Origin of the sequence: Microcoleus sp. PH2017_24_DOB_U_A, assembly GCF_020738205.1 — a bacterium.
In the GTDB taxonomy this organism is placed as follows: Bacteria; Cyanobacteriota; Cyanobacteriia; order Cyanobacteriales; family Microcoleaceae; genus Microcoleus.
In genome coordinates this window covers 1-21,947 of record NZ_JAEQCT010000099.1, presented here as the reverse complement: position 1 = coordinate 21,947, position 21,947 = coordinate 1, and the positions used below count along the sequence as shown (strand labels likewise).

General features: G+C 45.7%; 19 protein-coding genes and 1 pseudogene. 9 read left to right on the top strand and 11 right to left on the bottom strand.

Features of this window, described 5'->3' with window-relative positions; all coding sequences use genetic code 11:
* Positions 1 to 199: 199 nt before the first annotated feature.
* The 3 genes from JGK07_RS25550 to hisF all read right to left on the bottom strand — a co-directional run bounded on the left by JGK07_RS25550 (position 200) and on the right by hisF (position 2,458).
* Entirely contained in the window at positions 200 to 580 is a 381-nt protein-coding gene (locus tag JGK07_RS25550) for an IS200/IS605 family accessory protein TnpB-related protein (protein ID WP_293185320.1), read from the bottom strand.
* Positions 573 to 1,256 (bottom strand): transposase, encoded by a 684-nt coding sequence (locus tag JGK07_RS25545; protein WP_293226234.1) that lies wholly within the window; start codon positions 1,254 to 1,256, stop codon positions 573 to 575. The genes JGK07_RS25550 and JGK07_RS25545 overlap by 8 nt, the downstream gene beginning before the upstream one ends.
* 431 nt (positions 1,257 to 1,687) lie before the next feature.
* On the bottom strand, positions 1,688 to 2,458 hold the full coding sequence (hisF, locus tag JGK07_RS25540) for an imidazole glycerol phosphate synthase subunit HisF (protein ID WP_293185318.1): 771 nt from the start codon (positions 2,456 to 2,458) through the stop codon (positions 1,688 to 1,690).
* A 463-nt stretch (positions 2,459 to 2,921) separates the two neighbouring features.
* Between hisF and JGK07_RS25535 the strand changes: the two genes are divergently transcribed.
* From JGK07_RS25535 to nadB, 3 genes are all read left to right on the top strand, one after another.
* On the top strand, positions 2,922 to 3,905 hold the full coding sequence (locus JGK07_RS25535; RefSeq protein WP_293185317.1) for an adenylate/guanylate cyclase domain-containing protein: 984 nt from the start codon (positions 2,922 to 2,924) through the stop codon (positions 3,903 to 3,905).
* A 202-nt stretch (positions 3,906 to 4,107) separates the two neighbouring features.
* Positions 4,108 to 4,542: a photosystem II complex extrinsic protein PsbU gene (gene psbU, locus JGK07_RS25530; RefSeq protein WP_293185315.1), complete on the top strand. Its 435-nt coding sequence runs from the start codon at positions 4,108 to 4,110 to the stop codon at positions 4,540 to 4,542.
* Positions 4,543 to 5,129: 587 nt separating this feature from the next.
* On the top strand, positions 5,130 to 6,782 hold the full coding sequence (gene nadB / locus JGK07_RS25525; RefSeq protein ID WP_293203423.1) for an L-aspartate oxidase: 1,653 nt from the start codon (positions 5,130 to 5,132) through the stop codon (positions 6,780 to 6,782).
* A 10-nt stretch (positions 6,783 to 6,792) separates the two neighbouring features.
* Here nadB and JGK07_RS25520 read toward each other — a convergent pair whose 3' ends face one another.
* Positions 6,793 to 7,041, bottom strand: coding sequence for a hypothetical protein (locus JGK07_RS25520; protein WP_293192643.1), 249 nt, complete (start codon positions 7,039 to 7,041; stop codon positions 6,793 to 6,795).
* 462 nt (positions 7,042 to 7,503) lie between these two features.
* Positions 7,504 to 9,639, bottom strand: a complete 2,136-nt coding sequence (locus JGK07_RS25515; protein WP_293192645.1) for a CHASE2 domain-containing protein — start codon at positions 9,637 to 9,639, stop codon at positions 7,504 to 7,506.
* A 76-nt stretch (positions 9,640 to 9,715) separates the two neighbouring features.
* On the opposite strand from JGK07_RS25515, the gene JGK07_RS25510 reads away from it, so the two are divergent.
* Both JGK07_RS25510 and JGK07_RS25505 read left to right on the top strand, forming a co-directional pair.
* Complete coding sequence (locus JGK07_RS25510; protein WP_293185309.1) at positions 9,716 to 10,315, top strand: IS607 family transposase; 600 nt, start codon at positions 9,716 to 9,718, stop codon at positions 10,313 to 10,315.
* A complete protein-coding gene (locus JGK07_RS25505) occupies positions 10,306 to 11,574 on the top strand; it encodes a transposase (protein ID WP_293185308.1) in 1,269 nt (422 codons plus the stop codon). Before JGK07_RS25510 ends, JGK07_RS25505 begins: the two co-directional genes overlap by 10 nt.
* 1,023 nt (positions 11,575 to 12,597) lie before the next feature.
* Here the strand turns inward: JGK07_RS25505 and JGK07_RS25500 are convergent.
* Both JGK07_RS25500 and btpA read right to left on the bottom strand, forming a co-directional pair.
* Positions 12,598 to 13,524, bottom strand: coding sequence for a vitamin K epoxide reductase family protein (locus JGK07_RS25500; RefSeq protein WP_293185307.1), 927 nt, complete (start codon positions 13,522 to 13,524; stop codon positions 12,598 to 12,600).
* 540 nt (positions 13,525 to 14,064) lie between these two features.
* Entirely contained in the window at positions 14,065 to 14,949 is an 885-nt protein-coding gene (gene btpA / locus JGK07_RS25495; protein WP_293185306.1) for a photosystem I biogenesis protein BtpA, read from the bottom strand.
* 313 nt (positions 14,950 to 15,262) lie between these two features.
* On the opposite strand from btpA, the gene JGK07_RS25490 reads away from it, so the two are divergent.
* Positions 15,263 to 16,258, top strand: coding sequence for an SGNH/GDSL hydrolase family protein (locus JGK07_RS25490; protein ID WP_293226231.1), 996 nt, complete (start codon positions 15,263 to 15,265; stop codon positions 16,256 to 16,258).
* Positions 16,259 to 16,608: 350 nt separating this feature from the next.
* Here the strand turns inward: JGK07_RS25490 and JGK07_RS25485 are convergent, their stop codons facing one another.
* The 3 genes from JGK07_RS25485 to JGK07_RS25480 all read right to left on the bottom strand — a co-directional run bounded on the left by JGK07_RS25485 (position 16,609) and on the right by JGK07_RS25480 (position 18,962).
* Positions 16,609 to 17,661, bottom strand: a complete 1,053-nt coding sequence (locus JGK07_RS25485; RefSeq protein WP_293192652.1) for a Gfo/Idh/MocA family oxidoreductase — start codon at positions 17,659 to 17,661, stop codon at positions 16,609 to 16,611.
* 106 nt (positions 17,662 to 17,767) lie between these two features.
* Positions 17,768 to 18,028: a zinc ribbon domain-containing protein gene (locus JGK07_RS33280; protein ID WP_366516892.1), complete on the bottom strand. Its 261-nt coding sequence runs from the start codon at positions 18,026 to 18,028 to the stop codon at positions 17,768 to 17,770.
* Positions 17,931 to 18,962, bottom strand: a complete 1,032-nt coding sequence (locus JGK07_RS25480) for a transposase (protein ID WP_366039026.1) — start codon at positions 18,960 to 18,962, stop codon at positions 17,931 to 17,933. Before JGK07_RS25480 ends, JGK07_RS33280 begins: the two co-directional genes overlap by 98 nt.
* A gap of 219 nt (positions 18,963 to 19,181) precedes the next feature.
* Between JGK07_RS25480 and JGK07_RS25475 the strand changes: the two genes are divergently transcribed.
* The 3 genes from JGK07_RS25475 (at position 19,182) to JGK07_RS25465 (ending at position 20,923) form a co-directional block, all read left to right on the top strand.
* Positions 19,182 to 19,472: a hypothetical protein gene (locus tag JGK07_RS25475; RefSeq protein WP_293192654.1), complete on the top strand. Its 291-nt coding sequence runs from the start codon at positions 19,182 to 19,184 to the stop codon at positions 19,470 to 19,472.
* Between the two features lie 28 nt (positions 19,473 to 19,500).
* A complete protein-coding gene (locus tag JGK07_RS25470) occupies positions 19,501 to 20,181 on the top strand; it encodes a PEP-CTERM sorting domain-containing protein (RefSeq protein ID WP_293226229.1) in 681 nt (226 codons plus the stop codon).
* Between the two features lie 109 nt (positions 20,182 to 20,290).
* A complete protein-coding gene (locus JGK07_RS25465) occupies positions 20,291 to 20,923 on the top strand; it encodes a PEP-CTERM sorting domain-containing protein (protein ID WP_293192659.1) in 633 nt (210 codons plus the stop codon).
* Positions 20,924 to 20,957: 34 nt separating this feature from the next.
* On the opposite strand, the pseudogene JGK07_RS25460 reads toward JGK07_RS25465, so the two are convergent.
* Positions 20,958 to 21,857: pseudogene (locus tag JGK07_RS25460) on the bottom strand (PrsW family glutamic-type intramembrane protease); the annotation flags it as partial.
* Positions 21,858 to 21,947 lie beyond the last annotated feature (90 nt).

The window sequence follows — 21,947 nt, the reverse complement described above, 5'->3', positions numbered from 1 at the left end:
CCTGATGGATTACCCTGTAGAAGCCAGTCATCCCCCGATTTCTCGGTTTCGACTGAACGAATCGCACTTGGCAGCACCATTTAAGTCTGCATTCACAATCGAAGCATTTGCTGATCGATACAAGCCACGTTTAATTCGTTTTCCAGATGCTTTCCACCCAGATGGCTTTTCACCATATTTGGGTAGGGAGTCACCACCCTTAAAAACTAGCTTTCGATGTATATGCTTCTTCTGTTTCAACAAACCTGATACCGTGCAAATCGCACAGTTCTTTTAATCTATTTTTGAGTTTACCTAAAGGCATTTGAACAAACTTTTGATTGTTCACTTTACCTAGATTACTGTTAGACTTAAAACCTTCATTCCACCCAACTATCAGTGTGCCAATTCCAGATTTAAGGCAATGGTTAGCAATCAACTTGGCAGCCTTATTGATACCATCACGCATTTGGTGATTACGTTTTCGGGTAACACGGTCTAACCAATTATCCCAATAACCTTCTGGCTTTCCTTCTTGTCTAGTTGCTACTTTCTTGTTCCACAATTGATTCATCGCTTTCATTGCACGAGAATCAATCAAAAAAGAATTTCCTAATGTATCGACACAAGCTGGCTTTATTATCAGCAGTTCCCAAGTCAATTGATAATGCTTGACCAATGTCCAGATTATGTTGTTGTTTTTCAACCTCGTAGGATATTTCCAGATAAAAAGCACCATTCTTAGGGAGAATCGTAAACTCTTTCACTTTGGAAAAATCCAGATTCGATGGCATAGGTAAAAAGAATTCAGAAACTCCAAACCATCGCCTTACTGTTAAACCCAAGGAAAATCTTAACTGATTGCCAACAAGTTTCGGTCTTAACCCTCCCGAATTAGGATAAACAACTTTGAACAACTTAGAACCTGTCAGGTATCCCGGTGGCTTGGGCTTGAAATGCAATTGACCTTTGATGTACAAATCTCTTACTTCTTTAAAAGATTTGAAGGCTTCTGTGACTGACATCAATGTTTGCTGCATTGGTGTTGATGGCAACGACTTAGCAACCATTGATTTGGCAACTGACGATTCAAAAGATAAGTCGAATTTTCCCGTCAACAGTTTTCCGGTCTTAAAAAAAGTTTGACGAGCCAAATAAACCCCACTGTTGTACAGTTTACCTGATTGTTGGCAGAGATACTCCAACAATGCTTTAATTTCTTTGGTTGGAGACAGTAATACTTGCTGAACTCCCATTGTTTTTTGGGTTTTAGTCACCTCTGTTTTCCTGAATATTGGTTGATTTGTCTACTTTCAGTTATTATACTAGATATCTCAAGGTCAATCAACAAAATATTTAAAAAGAAAGAAAGAAAGAAAGAAGACGGGGACTCTCATTCCCTCGTGCCACTTCCCTCTCAGGACTAAAGTCTCGCTCGTTTCCCGCATCCCGTATTATTTTTATGAGTTTTCAGCTTGTCTTTGGTTGTATGCTTTTCTTAAACTGTTATCTGAAGGTAAAATCAACAAAATTCTGCTGTTTAATGCACCTGGCATCAGGCACTATTTGCAGCAGTAACGATCGCCTTTGGGTGAGTCCTCTCGCCCACCCCACAGGAAAATCTAATTATCGCGGAACAGGCGAGAAAGCCTATTGCTGATGTGGAACAGGCCAGAAAGCCTGTTACCAATCTTGCTGATGCAAAGAACTACTGTTGCCGCACGGGAACTTGACATTTTGCTAGATAAGTCTTAATTTCTCCGACGCTAAGTTGCCCGTAGTGCAGCAGGGAAGCCAGTAAGGCTGCTTCTGCTTTGCCTTCCGTCACGGCTTCGTAGATGTGGTGACAGTTGCCGGCGCCGCCGGAAGCAATCACGGGAATTTCTACAACTTCGGCGATGCTGCGGGTTAATGATAAGTCGTAACCGGCTTGAGTGCCGTCAGAGTCCATGCTTGTCACTAGAATTTCGCCGGCGCCGCGCTTTTCGGCTTCCTTGGCCCAGACGATCGCATCTAAGCCTGTATTTTCACGCCCTCCGCGCACGTACACGTCCCAACCGGGATTGTCCGCATCTTGGCGTTTGCGAGCGTCGATCGCCAATACAATACATTGATTGCCAAATCGATCGCTCGCTTTGTCAATCAAACTCGGATCGCGCACTGCCGCTGAATTAATACTTACCTTATCAGCGCCCGCCCTCAACAAACTTTTAATGGTGTCCAAGGATTGGATGCCGCCACCCACCGTCAAAGGGATAAATACTCGATCGGCAGTCCGGTACACCACATCAATCATAATGTTCCGGTCTTCGTGAGTCGCCGTAATGTCCAGAAACACCAACTCATCAGCACCCGCATCATTGTATACCTGAGCCATTTCCACCGGATCCCCAGCATCCTTAAGGTTGACAAAATTCACACCTTTGACCACACGGCCAGCTTTCACATCCAAACAAGGCAAAATTCTTTTCGACAACATAAAATTCTCGTGTTTCTAATTGATTCAGCGCCGCAGCGAGGAAAAGGTTTTGTTGGACTCTTCAAAAAGTGGAAGTGTAGCAACAAATCTCAAAGATAGCTTGTGTGTAACCACAGGGTTGTCTGAGACGAGAACCATTGTCCAGCTTTTTTTTTGGCAACAGAAGCAGAAATTAAGTTATATTTTGCCAAAAAGCAGCCAATGCAACTGCCTAGGTACATCTTTGGCGTGCAAAATATTACGCTTTGGCCTATGATCGAGCGGTAACTACCTTCGGTGGTTATCAGGCGGTAATTTGGCAATGCTTTATGGGTTCGGTGCATCGATCGACTAAACTATTTTAAATTTTTAGAACAGCCGATTTCAGGTTTTTAGTGGCAATCTTAGTTATGAGCCGCGTACTAAAGTTAAAATTTAAAGTTGAAAACCTCAAATCGGTTGACTTGATGTTGTTTCTAGGGCTGTGGTGACTTTGCAAGCCAATCCACATTTGTTACTTCGTACAGAAAGCGGCAATCGCTACTTGCCGCTCTCCGGCAGCAATTGCTGGACAGTAGGGCGAAATGATGACAATAATTTTGTATTGACCGATCGCTGGATTTCCCGAAATCACGCGATGTTACAGCAAATGGAGACCGGAGAGTTTTACCTGATCGACTTGGGCAGCCGCAACGGTTCCTTTGTCAACGGGCGGCGGGTGAGTATTCCTGTCACTCTCAGAAATGGCGATCGAATTATTTTCGGTCAAACCGAGTTGGACTTCCATAACCCAACCGGAGGGCGCCGGCTCGATCGCCTGCACGACACAGACTCTGAAGATTTTACAGCTACTTTGACGGTACGCAGCCTGATTACTGTCATGGTAATGGACATCCGAGACTTTACAGTTTTGACTAGACAGCTAGACGAAACCATCCTCTCGGAAGTCATCGGCAATTGGTTCCGCAAAGCCGGACACATCATTCGCGAACATGGCAGTTGGGTGGACAAATACATCGGCGATGCCATCATGGCTGTCTGGTTCCACAAACCAAGCGGCGTCAGCAGCGAAGAAATGATGCGGATTTGCCAAGCTTTAAGCCAACTGCACAAGGCAACTGATTTACTCAGCAGCCGTTACCCCCTGCCTTTTCCGTTGCGAGTTGGGGCTGGAATCAATACTGGCTATGCAATGGTGGGAAATTCCGGCAGCAGCGATCGATCGGACTACACCGCCTTGGGAGACACTGTAAACGCCGCATTTCGCCTAGAGTCTTGCACCAAGGATATCGGCAAGGATATTGCCGTGGGAGAAACAACCTACAAATACCTGACGGAATTGGGCGCCCAAGAAGCTTTCGAGCAGCACATCGTTACTTTGAAGGGTTACGACACTCCCAGCGTGACTTACGGCAGTAATTATACTGACTTGAACGCTTTTCTCAAAAGGAAAGGAAAGAGTTCTTGATAGCTAGAAAATTGGGTGTGCAGCCAAAAATTAATCGATCGTCTCAACTACGTTGCATAGCATATATTGAGAGCAATGTCAATTCTTGGATGTAAATTTTGTTAACAGTCCTCGGCCTGCTGGGGATTTATCTGAAAAACTGCATAAGCAAAATGGTAGTCTCTACATAAATGCTGTGTATGAAATTGGGAGACAAAACTTCATGAAACGATTGGGTCGTCTATTGGCAGTATTGGGCTTAGTGCTGGGCTGCTTTGCATGGGCTGGAGACATGAGCGCGATCGCGGCGAACCTGAGCCGTATCGCCTTGCCATCAGCCTCGCTCATAGCAGTTGATGTTCCGGCTAGAACCAATCGCGCCGATGACAAGCTTGCCACAGAATACGGCAAAAAACTTGATTTGAACAACAGCGCCGTCCGGGACTTTCGCGACTTTCGAGGGTTGTATCCCACTTTAGCTGGACAAATTATTAAGAATGCTCCTTACGAAAAAGTTGAGGACGTACTCAACATTTCAGGCTTGACGGAAGCTCAAAAAAAGGTGCTGCAAGCTAATTTGGACAAATTCACCGTAACTGATGTCGAATCAGTCTTTATTGAAGGAGACACCAGGTTGAATAATGGTCTCTACGACTAGATAGCAGTGAGCCTCTTTTGAGGCCATGAGTTATTAGTCAGTAGGGGCGGTGCCCCCGTGCCCGCCCTCATGAGTCCATGAGTCATTAGTCATGAGTCGGAACTATGGTTTGTTAATTCATGAATTTTGGCTTATGGTTCATGGCTCATGGCTTCTGTTCCGGCTGACGAATGCCTTCACAAAGGCTCGCACCAAAAGACACATACCAGCCTCCGATGTTTTCAACAGTTGATAGTTGACAGTTGACAGTTGACAGTTTGAGAGCGACCTCTACCTAGAAGGAAGAGGATTGGAGTAATGAATAGTCTGATTTTTATTTCTCCCGATCGGGGAGAGGCTTTCAACCAATTATTTTTGGTAAAAAGAAAAAATTAGTAGATATTAGTTTAAATCGAGATTTATCTGTAGATTAAAATTCAATTATTCAAGCTAAACTTGACAGTTATAGCTCCTTGAATCATCTGTAGATTTCAATATAAAATCTAAAATATGAAATATAAAATCGAAATTTATTTTCCCCTGATTCATCTGTAAAGTTAATTTTAAAATCTAAAATCTAAAATCTAAAATCTAAAATCGGCTGACTTATGACTGACAAATTTGACGTATTGGTGATAGGTGCTGGCGCAGCCGGTTTGTACACGGCGCTTTGTCTACCAGAACATTTGCACGTAGGCTTGATTAATAAAAATATTATGCCTGTTTCTGCAAGCGATTGGGCTCAAGGAGGCATTGCCGCAGCGATCGCCCCAGAAGATTCCGCAGCACTCCACGTTCAGGATACACTGGCTGCGGGAGCAGGTCTTTGCGATTTAGAAGCAGTGCAATTTTTAGTCGAAGAAGCTGCTGCTTGCATAGACTCCCTGGTAAAAATGGGCGTTGCATTCGATCGCACTGGCCCAGATTTAGCCCTCACCCTAGAAGCCGCCCACTCCCGCCGCCGAGTGCTCCACTCCGCCGACACCACAGGAAAAGCCGTTGTCAGTACCCTGACAGCAAAAGTATTAAACCGCAAAAACATTCAACTCGTATCCCCAGCCTTTGCTTTGAGTCTGTGGCTAGACAAAACCGGGCGGTGTCAGGGAATTAGCTCAATTTGCGACTCCCAAGTCAAATGGCTGCGGGCTAGCGCCGTAGTGCTGGCTACAGGCGGCGGCGGACAGGTTTTTGCTCAAACAACCAACCCGTCGGTAAGTACCGGGGACGGGGTAGCCATTGCGTGGCGCGCCGGGGCGCTGCTGCGAGATTTAGAATTTGTGCAGTTTCACCCGACAGCCCTCAGCAAAGCGGGCGCGCCTCGGTTTCTGATTAGCGAAGCGGTGCGGGGAGAAGGGGCTCATTTAGTTGACAGCAAGGGATATCGCTTTGCTTTTGACTCTCACCCCAGCGGGGAACTCGCGCCTCGGGATGTTGTCAGCCGCGCTATTTTCCGCCACTTGCAGAAGACGGGGGAACCTCATGTTTGGCTGGATTTGCGCCCGATCGACTGCGATCGACTGCGCTACAGGTTTCCGAATATTATTCAAGTGTGCGCTGATTGGGGAATTGATATTTTTGCCGAACCTGTGCCGGTGACGCCCGCCGCCCATTACTGGATGGGGGGAATTGTGGCTGACAAGTTCAACCAAACTTCGATTCCGGGTTTGTATGCGGTGGGAGAAACTGCGAGTACGGGGGTACACGGCGCTAACCGGTTGGCGAGCAATTCACTGCTGGAATGTCTGGTTTTTGGCGCGCAAATGGGACTTTTGCAGTTAGAAGGTAAAAAGTCCGAAGCCTTACCAGAGGAGGAAGATGCAGGGGAAATCTTGGAAAAATCGGTTTCACAACAGGATATTGAGGCGATCGAAAAATTGCGAATCCAATTGCCGAGTTTGGTGTGGCAGAGTGCGGGAATTTGTCGGGGACAAAGGGATTTGGAAAGTGCGATCGTCCAAGTTGAGATGTGGCGGCAAGAATTTTCCTCTTTGGCTTTGAGTCAAGCACTTGATAATTTACGGCCCGGACAAGCGATCGATTTTTCGCCCGCTGATGCCGAAAATAGCTCGGTTTTGCGAAATTGGGGGGAAGTTGGCAATTTATTGGATATTGGCTACTTAATTCTCAAAAGTGCTGCGTTTCGCACGGAAAGTCGCGGCGGTCACTACCGGCTGGACTATCCCCTGACCGATCGAGATTGGTGCAGTCACACTTTAATTAACCAATCGCATTGGTACAAATCTGGGCCCATAGAATTTTGAAAAATTGGGTTCAGCGCGTCCCTGTACCGTCACTTTTAGGACTTCCATTGGGATCTGGTTCGTATTTTTTGGGGTTATTGGGCGCCTCAGATGTGCGCGCCTCTGTCAAGACTGTGGAGGTCGATGGGTCTTTTGCTGAGTAGCTGGTTGAGTTGCCAGCAAGTAAGGCGGCATTTGCAATGCCGATCGTACTGACTTGCATACTGACAGCCAGAATTGCCGTTGTTGTGATCCCAATCAAAGTACGCATAGTGTTCATAGTCTTATCCAAATCACTCAAATAGATGCACGTCCCTACAACCTATTATATCTATGAATTTACGTAGTTCCACTTATGTCTTTACATTTCCTTTAATTAATTTTTGTAAGTTTACTTAAATTTTTTTTAATCAATGCTGTTTGGCGATTTGAATTGGGTCTCCAGTCTGCTACAATTTGCGATTTATTATGGGAATGACTTACTCCATAACCGTTTGGAGCGCGGGCTTGCCGTTGCCGTCTTTTTTGAAACTAATCCCAATTTTTTTATATTTCTTAACATTTAAATGAGACGGCTATTTGCTGTCTTAAGCTGCATATTTTTATAAATCTATCTAATGATAGATGACATCTTATACAATGTTTTATAATAAGATTGTAAGTCGAAGAATTGAAAATAACTTAAGCATAAAAGTTGGCACCACTGACTTACAGTTGGATTGTGTTTTTGAACTGAGATTAATTACGAAAATTGATATTGATTTTTCCCGCCTTCCTTAGCACGATACATCGCAGCATCAGCATTGTTAACTAAAATATCTGACTCTTGACCGTCAATTGGATACAAACTAATGCCAATACTTGTAGTTACAGAAACTGTATGTTCTTCTAAAGTAAAAGGCTGCATAATGGTGTCACAAATTTTTTGAGCTACTTTCGCAGCTTCTTCGCTACCAGGAATTCCCGGCAAGATGACAGTGAATTCGTCGCCACCCAACCTCGATATAATATCGCTACCGCGCAAGCATTTTTTGAGCCTCCCGGCCACTGCTTGTAAGAGCAAATCACCCGCATGATGTCCGAGAGTATCATTGATTGACTTAAATCCATCTAAATCTAAAAACAGTAAAGCTACCAATTCCTGATTGCTGGAGGCTCTTTCCAGGGACAGATGCAAGGATTCGTGAAACATTTTGCGGTTCGGCAAACCGGTGAGAGCATCGTGATAGGCTTGGTGGCTGAGTTCAGCATTTTTTTGCTTGAGGGCATCTTCCAGGCGCTTGCGTTCGGTAATATCTCTGATCGCTCCAACTAAAAATAGGTTCCCCGCAGCATCTTTATGCAGGGATCTTTTAGTCGAAATCAGATGGGTAATTCCGTGAGCATCAGTAAAATATTCTTCATTTTCTAGTGGCTGCTGAGTTTGCAATACTAATTCGTCTTGCTGCCAAAATATATCCGCTTCGGCTTGGGGAAATAACTCGTAATCGGTGCGAGAAATTAAAATTTCCAAAGGATAGCTAATAAACCGACAATATGACTGATTCAAAACAACCCAGCGGTGATTTCTATCTTTGACAAAAATTGGGTCGGGAATTGTATCGATTAGCCATTGTAAAAATTCTTTAGACCGTTTGAGTTCTTCTTGTATGTGAGCCAGATAAGCTACAACTGCACAGCCAGAACCCAACAGACTGAGGATGGAAGGAATTAACGGCAGCCACCAACCGGCCAACCATGCTATGTATAAACTAGCACTTAATCCTACACAGATACTTGATAAAGACCAAGCCGATCGCCCGAGCGATCGCAACTTCCAGCTCACACTAGCTCCCGCCCACGACCACAGTAAAATCCACAGCCACTCCGCCGCCTCTGGCCAAACTTTAATACCCTCGCGCCCGTCGAGGGCCGCACTCAAAATTTGGCTCAAGAAATTAGCCTGAAGCTCAACTCCGGGTATTGGCTGGGGAGGAGCAAACAAACCAGAACTGTAAGCGTTTTGGTGAAAGTCTTTGAGGCTGGGGGCAGTTGAGCCGATCAAGACAGCGCGCGATCGCACAAAATCAACCGGTACTTTGCCAGAAAGCACGTCGCTCATCGATACCGTGCGAAAACTGCCTCGTGGGTGGCGCAGGTTGGTGAGAATTTGATAGCCGCGACTGTCCGATCGCACGTAAGCACCATCATTCGGTTTAAAACGCTGAAACACCCCCTTGCCTAACTGCAAGTATTTAGGATTGACTGTTGCAGGTTCAGGGGAAATCCCTTCGGTTTCGAGGTAAAGCAAAGCCAGTCTCAGCGCTAAACTTTGATGGGTTTTGCCGTTTCCAGGCCAAGCGTAGAGCAAAGTTCGGCGCACTTTTGAGTCAGCGTCGAGGACAACGTTGTTGAAACCGATGCGATCGAGCTTTTCCAGTACCGGAGGCGGGCGCACTCCAAATCTGGTTTCGTCTGGCATTAACTCAATCCCAATTAAATTGGGAATAGTTTTAAAAGTTTTGACCAATTCGGCATTACCCGGTTGAGTCGGCAAATCTCGGTAAACGTCGAGGCCAATCGCCCGCGGCTTCCCAGCGTGCAATTTTTGCAGCAATTGGGCCAATACAGCATCGGACATGGGGTAGCCGTATTTTTGCAAGTCAGCTTCGTTAATTTCGATAATGACGATGCGCGAGTCCATTGGTTCGGGGGGCCGCCAGCGTACAAAGCGATCGGAAGCAGCCCATTCCAACGCCTGCAAAAATCCTAACCAGCGCAGTAGAATCACCGTACCGCCAACGGCACTCGCAGTAATTAATACTCGGCGTTCTCGATCGAGCCATTTTTTGATAGTTTTTAGCATATTCTGGGGATGTTCGCCTCGCCTGAAGAGCATATAAGGTATTGTAAAACTTTATTAAATTTATAAGCATTGGTAGGCGATGATGGTATCCTGTAATCAGGAGGTCGAAATGAAACTACCTGACTACGCTAAAGCAATAGGCATAAGTTACACAACCGCGTGGCGCTGGTGGAAGGCAAATAAGCTGCCACATCCGGCACGGCAGGCAGAAAGCGGTCTGATTATAGTTGACTACTTACCGCAGTCGCCATCAAACCAGAGCAAACAGAACCGAGTCGCTATTTACAGTCGAGTTTCATCTTCAGAAAACAAGGATAACCTCAACCGTCAATCGCAGAGATTAACGGAGTACGCCATTGCTAACGGTTATCAAATTGTTAAAAATGTCAAAGAAATTGGCAGCGGATTAAACGATCATAGAAAACAGTTAGAAGCATTGTTGCAGCAAGATGACTACGACATCTTGCTAGTTGAACATAAAGACCGTTTGGCTCGATTTGGTACAAATTATCTAGACGTTCTACTTCTGAGATTGGGAATTAAGCTAGAAATAGTTAATTTAGCGGAGAATGGAAAAGATGAGCTAATGCAAGACTTGGTGGCTATAGTTACTAGCTTTGCTGCCCGACTTTACGGACAACGACGTGCTAGCAGAAAAACCGAAAAAATAATTGCCGAACTGAAAGATGGAGGTACAGAGTGCAACTAGCCGAGAGGCATATCATTAAATCAACGGAACCTCGTTTCGCCCAAATTGACGAACTAGCATTCAAGTCCAAAAATCTGTACAATGCCGCCAATTATGTCATTCGTCAGAACTTTATCTATGGATGGGGCTATGTCAGTTATAACGAAATGAACCGATTGATGAAGTCTCATCAAGCCTACAAGGCTTTACCAGCCAAAGTAAGTCAGCAAATCTTGATGGTGCTAGATAAGAATTGGAAATCGTTTTTTGAAGCCGTTAAAGCTTATAAAGCCGATTCTTCAAAATTCACGGGTCGCCCGAAATTGCCAAATTACAAAGACAAGACCAAAGGGCGAAACCTTCTCGTCTACACGATTCAAGCGATTAGTAGTAAACAGTTGAAGAAAGGAATCGTTAAACTTTCGGGTACTGAACTTTTAATCAAAACCAAAGTCGATCCCGATCGAATTTGTCAAGTTAGGTTGGTTCCGAAATGTGATTCTTATGTAATTGAGGTAATTTATGATGAACCGGAGTCCACCGCTAAAGATAACGACTTTGCAGCCGGTGTTGATTTGGGGCTGAATAATTTAGTGGCGCTAACTTCAAATCAACCGGGATTTATCCCGCTGTTGATTAACGGGCGGACATTGAAATCGATCAATCAGTTCTATAACAAGCGCTCATCGCGATTACAATCCCAATTGAAAGGGAGGCGCAAAACTTCACCTCGGATTCAACGACTAACTCGCTGTCGCAATCAAAAAGTAGACAATTATTTGCATCATACGAGTCGCACGATTGTTGATATTTTGGTCGCGCAACGAATTGGAACGTTAGTAATTGGCAAAAACGCACAGTGGAAAACCGATATCAACCTTGGAAAACAGACTAACCAAAACTTTGTCAGCATTCCTCACGCTCGATTAATTGAGATGCTAGAATACAAAGGTTTTTTGGTTGGAATCAAGGTAATCGTGCAGGAGGAATCTTTTACCTCCAAAGCCAATTTCTTGGGCTTAGATCCAATTCCTGTTTACGGAAAAACAAAAACAGAACCTGTATTTACCGGAAAACGAATTAAGCGAGGTTTGTACAAAACATCGACTGGTCAGTTGATTAATTCTGACGTGAATGCTTCTTACAATATTCTCAGAAAAGCAATCCCAAATGCGTTCAGCGATGGGATAGGGAGCTGCGTAGTTCAGCCGAGGCGGGTCAATCCGCTTAAAGTGAAAGTGAAGGGGGAGGGACTTGAAGCCTCCCATGTCTATAAATGACTATACTTTTATCAGCTATTACTACATATCGTTTTTACGTCTTCACGGGGTTCTGCTCAGTCGATTTTATATTTTTGATTTTAGACGATCGCAATTTTTCGGTTGTGCGGTGTGGCAGATGCGTGGATTGTTGATTTTTGATTGTCGAATTGTTTAGTTTTTCGGTGCGCTATGCTGGTTGGTAATTGGTAATTGGTGATGGTAATTGGTAATTGGATTCTAAGCTTTTAAAACGCCACCTTTTTTCTGATATTTTTTATAAGTTTGTGGCGGTCGGTAAACCGGACATCCTTACTATGAGGGCATCACAGAATTGCGAAGAGTTGTGTTTGATACCATATCCACCATAAACCCAAGAGACCCTTTCTACCGATTACCGATTACCTTTTACCAGAAAGAATTGGTTTAAAGCCGGAACCTTTGAGGGAGAAATGAAAATCAGACTATTCATTACTCCAATCCTCTTCCTTCTAGGTAGAGATCCTCTCAAACTGTCAACTGTCAACTGTCAACTGTCAACTGTTGAACCACTTACCGATTACCATAAAAAATTGGTTTAAAGCCGGAACCTTTTTCGGGATAAATTAAAATCCGACTATTCATTACTCCAATCCTCTTACTTTTTTTGTCAAGTGCTACCCGTGCGGTCAACTGTCAACTGTCAACTGTCAACTGAACAAAGCGTCCGCTAATCTTTCGATCGAACCGCTATATCAACGCAGATAATTTTCAGAATAGCGATCGAATGAGTGCCATTTGAGTGTAATGACTCTGGCAGCAGAAACCCGGTTTCTGGAGTTTTTGTGTAAAATTTATAGTATTTATTCGCAGACAGCCTAGTAGATAGTCACCACTTTTTGGCAAATTTCGACCTGACTAATTTTTACTAATTTATAAATATTAATCCTAGATGGCAGATTTGAGATTAATTTCGCAGCACTAGGAAACGAGCAAATAACTTGCCTACGGATATTTACTGCTTCACCATCTAAAATCTGTCATCTAAAATTTCTAACTATTCTGTCAGTTTTGAAAGTTGCGCGGGCCCGTGTAACCGGATAAATCGGCGAGTTTATCCAAAGTTTGCGTCCCCGAATAAAACTGACCTTGAATCTCCCAAGTCGGGAAACCTTTAATATTCGTAGCAGCAGCTTGGCAAATTTCAGCACGGGAATTTTGCCCTTTCGGATCGCATTCAAAATAATCAATTATTTTGGCTGCTTCTTTGCCGAATAGCATTTTTTGGTCGTGGCAGTGGGGACACCAGTAAGCACCGTATTCTTTGGCGTCAATTTGTCGGAGGTGGCGGGCTAAAGCAATTTGTGCAGGGCCGGAGGTTGTAGTCACGGCTGGGGGTAGAATTCCGGGGGTAGAAGAAACAAAAGGAGCAGGTGAACTGACGCTGTTATACAGTCCCAAGGCGCCGATCGAACTTACCATCATTACCAAAATACCTGTAAACACCAACTGTCCGATATCTTCCCACTCGCGGCCGACTAGCACCAGCACAAACAGCGACAGCGCAAATACGGCGGAACTGATGCAGTAAATGCACAGTTCCTTAATTTCAAAAGACATCAAATACATCAAATAGCTGCTGAAAATTACCATCGCAGCGGTGATGATAAATAGCGCTTGCCAAGTTTGATTTTCTAGTTGAGAGTGCAGACCTTTATTGGTGTCTGGATTGACGGCTTTGGGAGCTAATGCCAAAATTGCGATGCTCAGGTAAGCCAGACAACCTAATAAACTTAAAGGCACTGTGCCAAAAACTGTAGCGTAGGGACTGTTGAGAACTTTGTCGCAGCCGCTGGTGGGACAAATGACTGAGCCTGTCGTGAATTTAGCGATCGTCAGATAGGCCGTTTCTACGACGCCGATGGCTGCGATGGCTGCGATCGCAGTTCTAGACCAGCGATGAATCCAAGGGGTTGAACGTCGGCGAATCATTTTTTTGATTTGGTAATTGCTAATGGGGAATGGGGAATGGGGAATGGGGAATGGGGAATGGGGAATGGGGAATGGGGAATTGAAAATTGAGAATTGAGAATTGAGAATTGAGAATTGGGCAAACAGGGCATTGGGCATTAGAACCAACAACTAACAACAAACATACATACGATAAATAACATATAGCACTTCTCAAAAAGGTTCGCGGACGTAGTTGGGCTTGTGCCCAGTTTAGTGCTTATATAAGCTGTCAGTCATACCTCATCTTTCTGAAAACCGCTATAGAAGCACCAACAACTAACTAATGCCCTCTTTGGCCGATGCCCTCTTTGGCCGATGCCCTCTTTGGCCGATTCCCGATGCCCTCTTTGGCCGATTCCCTCTTTGGCCCATTCCTATTTTACATTTTACTTCCGACCCACCCCAAAACGGGTATTTGGTTTCCGACACGAGGGTCAGAGTCGATACTAAAATTTTAGACTTTTGTTCGAGTTCCCAGATGAATCTGTGGACTCAAATCTAAAATCTAAAATCTAAAATCTAAAATTGACTGACTTTGCCCGGTTCCGGTGTTGACCCTCTTGAACCATTTGTCTCAATGTTTTGTTGTTCGAGCTCTTTCTGGGAAAAGCTGCGGCGGGCGGCTTCGACAAACTGACTGACGCGGATCGGATCGATCGGCTGCTCGATGCGGCCGTTTCGCTTCAGGGAACTCGATACAATTACACCATCGGCGGCTTGCATGAGCGTGGAAACGTTTTCCCACGAGGCGCCGCTGCCGATAAAAACTGGAATTTCCCCCGCTGCTGCACTCGCGAGTTCTAAGTCTTGGAGATTGGGAGGGCTGCCGGTTGTCCAGCCAGAAAGAATTACGGCGTCGGCTAAGGCGCGCCCGATTGTCTCTTGGACGGCTGTGGTCAAGTTGGGGCTGCCCAGGGGGCGTCCGTGCTTGACTAGCACGTCTGCGAATATTTTGACATCGCTGCCCAATTCCCGACGGTAGCGCAGTAGCTGGTGAGCTTGGCCTTCAATTAAGCCTTGATCTGTAGCCATGATGCCGTTGAGGACGTTGACGCGGATGAATTGGGCTCCCGTGCAGGAGGCGATGGCGATCGCGCTGTGGGCATCGTTTCGCAGCACGTTAATGCCGATCGGCAGCGTCACCAGATTAGTTAGCCGCTCGACTACTAGAGTCATGGCACTTACCACAGCCGGATCTACGCTGTCTTTGGCAAAAGGAGCGTCGAAAAAGTTCTCGACTATGATACCGTTTGCGCCGCCAGAAGCCAGCGCAGTAGCCTCTTGCTCGGCTCTTGAGATAATAGCTTTGAGGTTCCCGCCCCAGCGGGGAGAAGTTGGCAAAGGCTGTAAATGTACGACACCGATTATGGGATTCGGCGTTTTGAATATTTGTTTTAAGTCCACGGGTTTCCTGAAACCACCAATTTCACTGACGGCTGACGGCGGGTTTTGACGGTATATTCTAGAATTCTATATCCACGGGGGCGATTCGGATGACTCAATTGTGCGGGGACTGTCGGTAAAAGCCGGAATTTAGCAGCGGTTAGTCGATTTCAGATTTTAGATTTTAGATTTTAGATTTTAGATTTTAGATTTACTTGCAGTCTGTCGATTTACTCCAGACATGAATCTGGGGGCTTGAACTTTGGTTTAAAATTTTGGCATCTCCCCGACTTTTGTGCCCAAGCAAGTATCCGTTTTCGATCGAGGTTAATTCTTGAAAGTTGTTCTGATCGTTTTGGCCCTCACCTCCGGATTGTGGGTTGCAATCGAAGTGCTGCTGCGCGTGCTGCTGGGTTTTGGCAATCCCTTGATTTACATGGCCGATGACGAATGCGGCTATTTGTTGGCGCCCAACCAGAGGGTGCGCCGCTTGGGCAACCGGATCGAGATTAACGAGTATTCGATGCGTACTGGATCGATCGCCCCAACTCCCACTCCCGAAACTCTGCGTATCTTGCTGTTGGGTGATTCTGTCGCCAACGGCGGTTGGTGGACAGATCAGACAGATACCATCTCGGAAATTATGGCTCGGCAGTTGAGCCTGCAAGTACAGAATCTGACGAGCGATTCACAATCAGGTGCAAAAGTCAACTATTCGGATGTTGAAGTTCTCAACGCTTCAGCCAATTCTTGGGGGCCGAGGAATCAACTTGCTTATGCGAAGCGGTTTGGTGTTTTTGGAGCAAAGGTTTTGGTTTTGCTGCTGAATACGGACGATTTGTTTGCATCGGCTCCCTGTGCTGAAGTTGTGGGGCGCGATCGATCTTATCCCGATCGCCAACCTCGATCGGCGACACTAGAGTTATTGAGCCGCTACCTGCTACCAACACTGCCGGCTCGCCAATTAGCACCACCAGCAGCCGAAAGCGATGTAGTCGGCTGCAACTTAGAAGCTATTCACCAAATCCAGAAAATAGCAGTATCGGCCAACGTCAAGTTTTTGCTAGCCGTGACGCCGAAGCGGGGCGAATTCGGCGACTCTGGCTCTCGCGACTGGGAAATCAAGGCTAGAGAGCGTCTCGCCGAACTCGTCGAACGTGAGAAAATTACTTACATAGATTTTCTTCCCATTTTCAATTGTGCAGCCAATTGTGCGGCTCAAATTTCAACTTTGTATAGAGACAGCATTCACCTCAGTCCTCAAGGAAATCAGTTAGTTAGCAAAACCATCAGCCGTCAAATAGTCGCTGTTTTTTTACCTAAATTGTAATTTGAGTCAAAAACAGATACTTGCCATACTTAGATTGTAGAGAACCCAAAATTTCAATTTTAGTTCAAGCCCTCAGATTCATCTTTGGAGTCAATTCTTTCATCTCAAATCTCAGATTTCAAATCGACTGTTGAATCCCCCTATAGAGGATAGGAGTCAATCTCAAATTGAAAATTGAAAATCTCAAATCGACTGTTTAAGCCCTCAGATTCAATACTGCAAGTCAATCTCAAATTGAAAATCTCAAATCGACTTACATCGAATCCGGTTGCGCCCGAACAGTTACCCTTTTCAACGAACAACCAACCCAAACTGTAGAAGCACCCGGAAACGACACAATTTTTGTCGATTTAGCTAACTTGCAAAGTAGACTCTAGCTCTTTGGGATACCAAGCTTGACCGTCGAGAGCCATTTGCTCGATCGAACTTGCAAGCCGAAGAGCTTTGAGAGCTTGTTCTCCTCCGACAGAAGGCTGATTGCCACCCCGCACGCAATTAATAAAATGCTCCAATTCTGCATGGAGCGGTTCAATATTGCTGGTGTAGACTTTCTCGATCAACCCATCTTGACGGTAAAGCACCTGACCGTAATCCGTCACGTAATTGGCGGTTGTTTGTCGGTGAATCAAGATTTCGTTGTTGAGAAAATCTGCCTCTGTCAAAGAATTTTTGCAGTGAGCGGCGATTGAACGTAGTTTGCGGTGCGTTACCTTGCTCGCAGTCAGAGTGGCGACAATGCCGTTAGCAAAGTTCAGCGTCGCTGTCACGTAGTCTAAATAACCTGAATCTGAGGCCCTGCTGCCAGTTGCCGTCAGCTTCACCACTGAAGAATCTGCCAATTCCAAGAGCAAGTCGATGTCGTGGATCATTAAATCCAAAACTACCGATACGTCGTTGGCCCGATCGGAATAGGGACTCATCCGGTGAGCTTCCAATGCCAGTAATTCTTCAGTTTTCAGCACTTTGCCGAGTTCCTGAAAAGCTGGATTGAAGCGCTCGATGTGACCCACTTGTAAAATCCGGTGGGCTTCAGCAGCCGCATTGACCAAAGATTCGGCTTCAGCAATGCTAGCCGCGATCGGCTTTTCAATTAAAACGTGAACCCCTGCTTGGAGACAAGACATCCCCACAGGGTGGTGCAGGCGAGTTGGAACGGCGACGCAAACTGCGTCTACGTGGGCAAGCAAATCCCGGTAGTCTTCAAAGAAGCGAACCCGGTATTTGCTTGCTACATCAATTCCCCGCTCTACATTTATATCTGCAACACCTACGAGTTCGATATCTTTGAGCAAGCTCAGAACTCGCGTGTGGTGCTGACCCATATTGCCAACTCCAATAACCCCAATGCGGAGGGGTTCGAGTTGACTTCGCTGACCGAAAACATTTCCGTATCCCAATGACATCCTATCTAGCACTCCTGGATTCTCCTCCACCACAGGAATCAAGCCCGTTGGCTTCCCGATCGACTCACAGCCATCCAGATAGTACCACAGTCAAACTATTTGTAAACTACCCCACGACCTTAAGCCGGGGGCTTTCTGTAGCCCTGATGTAGTCTGCAAGGTTGCAAGACAACACCGAACCTCCGAGCATGTTTACGGATGCTCCAACGATTGAAATCACCTTTGAACCATTCTCATCAGCATCACAATGATTGCCACAGTGTCCACACTTAAACACTTTGCCACTTCGATAAGACTTGCCTTTTATCGGATGAATGTGCAAGCACTTGTGGCAAGTTTGGCTGGTGTAGGCAGGATTGACAGCCACCACTTCCACCCCGTATTTCACGGCTTTGTAGCTCAGAAACCATCGCAGTTGAAAGAATGCCCAACAGAAGCGAGCGTCTACGTTCCGTCTTGCTTCGAGGTTGCTGATTGGTGCGTTCTCTAATTCCTGTCAGATCTTCAATCGCAATGATGGCATTGTGTTGAAGTGCAGACAGCACAATCAATTTGCTGATGTTATGGTTTAGCCAAGTTTGATAGCGACGTTCACGTCCCGACAGCCGTTGCAAAATCTGTCTTGCCCTGCGGCGAGTAGATCTTGTGCCTTTCGAGGCTTTTTGTTGGAGCGATGCTCTGACTCTGGCAAATTTGTCTCTAACGTCCGTTATCTGCTTTCCATCCCACTGATCGCCAAGGCTGGTAACTGCAATATCTCTGCGACCGAGATCTACGCCAATCACTCGTTTGGATGGGATGGGATCGGTCGCCTCAGACTTAATCTGGATGTTGACGTAGTAGCTTCCATCCTGACGCTTGCACAAGGTCGCACTGCTAGGATTCGCTCCCTTAAGCAGTCCAACCTGGTAATTACCAATGGCAAGTTTGAAGCGTTCCCGACCGCCCACCAACGTCAGGCTAACCGTCCAATCCTTCTCTCTAAAAGCAAAGATTCGAGCGTCATAGTCAACGCTAGTTGGCTTAAATGCTCGGACGGGATTGCCTTTTTGTTTGGCGGTTTTACGGTTGCTAGAGACACGGGCGATTGCCCGAATCGCTAAGTTGGCAGACAGCCCAAATTGCTCCCTCACCTGCTCATAAACCAAGCCTTGAATGCGGGGTTTATTTGTCAGCTTAGGGTCAACAGTTTGATTGATGTAGGTGCAAGCATCAGAAAACGCCTGAAGCGTTGCCTCCAACTTAGGGGCAACTTCGGGAGACACTTCAATCTTGCAAGCTACTGTCAAAACTTGTTCCATACCGCTAATTATATCACATATGACTAAAGATAGCTCAAGGCGGCGGTCGGCGCAGCAGCGTTCCTCTCCAAGTCGGTAGCCAGGGGCTTCCCGCCGGTTTTTCGGTGAAGAATTTCTAAGACAGGTGAAGAAGAAACAGGGAAGAAGGCAGGCGACAGAAGCCAGAAGGCAGACGGCCAAAGGCAGTAGGAACCCGATCCCTTTTCAGGGAATGGCGTATTGACAAAATCGCTAAGATATGAAATTGAATCTGTGAAGCCTAGTTATCCCGATCGTGAATCGCCCGACACATCGCCACAATACAAACCGATCGGCATATTTTTCCAGGACGATCGAACATTTCTCTTGTTTGGGCAAAAAATTCCCAGTCAACAAGTAACAAATAATACAAATTTCGGAAAAATGCCATCCGTAGTAATTCGATATTTAGATTGGGCAATCTTTGAATTGAAAAGAATTTATGTTAAGAATGGGCATACTTACTGGCGATCGCTGTCAGCAACAAACTAAACTTAAGTAAAATCTGATGAGGCCGACTATGAATCAAAAACAAAGGCAGAGATTCGGAAGTGCGATCGCCAGCACAATTTTAAGTTTGGCAGCCGTGTCATTGGTAGGAGTTGACAAAGCACAAGCAGCCGTCCTCACCTACAATTTTCAAGTGGCCGGATCGAGCGGTTTTTTTAAATTGAGTAACTCCTCGCTTACAGGCGGAGAAACTGAACAAATAGCAGTTTCTGAGGGACAATTTAATGGTTTTACAGCTCCCTCTGGCAGGGGCCTATATGAAGAAAAGCCACCTCAAAAATACCACGATTTAGCAGGGGCAAAAGCTGAGTTCAAGGGTGGGGAATTTCAGGGACTGATAGCAAGCGGTGGCGACTACTCGATTTCAGAAACTAACATTCCGGATGCAGAAGGAGGGCCTGTTTATACTAGATATGAGGGCTCGGCAGTTTGGCGTATGTATCCTGCTATGGGCAATGGGAAACCTTTGTTTTGGGGATACAGTAGTATCCTAATTACATACTTAAGTGGCGGTCAATTAAGACAAATAATAGACCGAGGTGCGGGTCAACAGCTTAACTACGTGCCTATGTCTTACACCCTAGTGGATACGGCAGCCGAACCGGTTCCCGAACCCTTAACATTTGCGGGTACAGCTTTAGCACTGGCTGGTTTGAGTTGGTTTAAATCCCAGAAAAAAAGGGCGGTATGATGGGTGCGATCGCTCTTAACAACAAACAGTGAAGGGCGGTTTTAAGAAGAAAAATCAGACCAACAATCACAGAAAATCACGCCAATTTAATGTAGCGAAGAGGCAAATTATGAATCGGAAACAACGGCAGAGATTCGGAAGTGCGATCGCTAGCACAATTCTAGGTTTTGCAGCGGTGTCAGTGGCAGCAGTTGAGAAAGCACAAGCAGCCGTCCTTACCTACAATTTTCAAGTGGAAAAGGGTGGAGGTAGTGGTTTTTTTAAGTTTAGTGATTCCTCACTGACAGGAATAGGATCTGAAAAAATTGCAGTGGGTGAGGGAAGATTTAACACCCCTATCAGGGTCTATAAAAATGACTATGATTTAGCAGGGGCTATAGCTTTATTTAATCAAGGGAATTTTCGCGGACTGCAAGCATCGGGTGTGGAGTATGCGACGAGAGAAGAGGCACGAGGAGGGACTGATTACATCAAGTTTGAGAGCAGGGCAACCTGGTATATGGGTACCGAGGAGGCGATCAGTACGTGGGCATCTTATTTCTGGGGGTATGGTGAGACAATAGTTAGCAACAGGCAGGGTTATTTGGGCAGAGGTCGTACAATTATCAGCAGTGCGCGGGTTTCTTACTCCCTAGTGGATACCGCAGCCGAACCAGTTCCCGAACCGATAACATTTGCAGGGACAGGTTTAGCACTGGCAGGTTTAAGCTGGTTGAAACACAAGAAAAAAATGGCAGCTTGACGCGCGCGACTGTTAACAATTAAGCTCTCAGCAATCATTTTTCGGAAAATATTCGAGTTGCAAAATTTTGCGATCGATTGGGAGACAAAGCCCGGGCTTTCAAAATTGCGGCTACTAAAAACGCATAGGACAAAACTCCGACTAATGCTAGCAAAAGTACGCTGACTGCACCTGACGCATTCCACAAGGCGTGAAGTGCGGAAGCGCTGAAATAACCTACGCCTAAAATTTGCCAGCGCTTCGTGGGTTTGAGGGCGCTCAAACCGATAAAATATCCCAAATAGTCGCTGTAAGCCATGTGTCCGGCGGCGGAACCCAAAATTCGGGGAATGAGCAATTGCAATCCTACTAATTGTCCGGCTTCGGGCCCTGCTTGCAGGGTGACATTTTGGATGATATGGGGGACGTACTGTCCCAGGGTTTCTAGTAGTGTAAAGCTGACTGCTGAGGCACTTCCTAATAAAATTCCGTCTAAAGGTTCCCAAACGCCGATGCGATCGCGCCACGGATTTTTTAGCAAATTGCCCAGAATCAAAGCTCCCAAAACGGGCAAGGCTTTCAGCAATTCTTCCATCAGACCCGCCCCGAAGAACATTCTGATTAAAAAAGGCAAAAAACTGATTTCTTCGCCTTCTGCTGGCAAGCGACCGGGCAAAATTTCTCTAAATACTAAGATAAATCCAATCAATAAGGGGCTGAGCAATATCAGAACTGTAGCTAAAGCGGTACCAAGCAATACCCACCACGGCTTGTGTTTGCCGCACAGTTGATAGATAAAGTAGTAAGCTGCACCGGCGAGGTAGGCTGACAGCAGAAAGTTGAATGCTGGGGGATTTCCGACGGCCACAAACAGCGACACGACAAAGATAACTGTGGCAATACCTGGATATAAATAGGCTTTTTGACTTAATTGTTTGCCTGTGGAGGCGATCGGTATGCCTCTAATCATTAATTTATTGGACAAGACTGGACAATGCGTACATGGCGATCCATAATACTAATATGGCAAAGTACGTGAAACCAA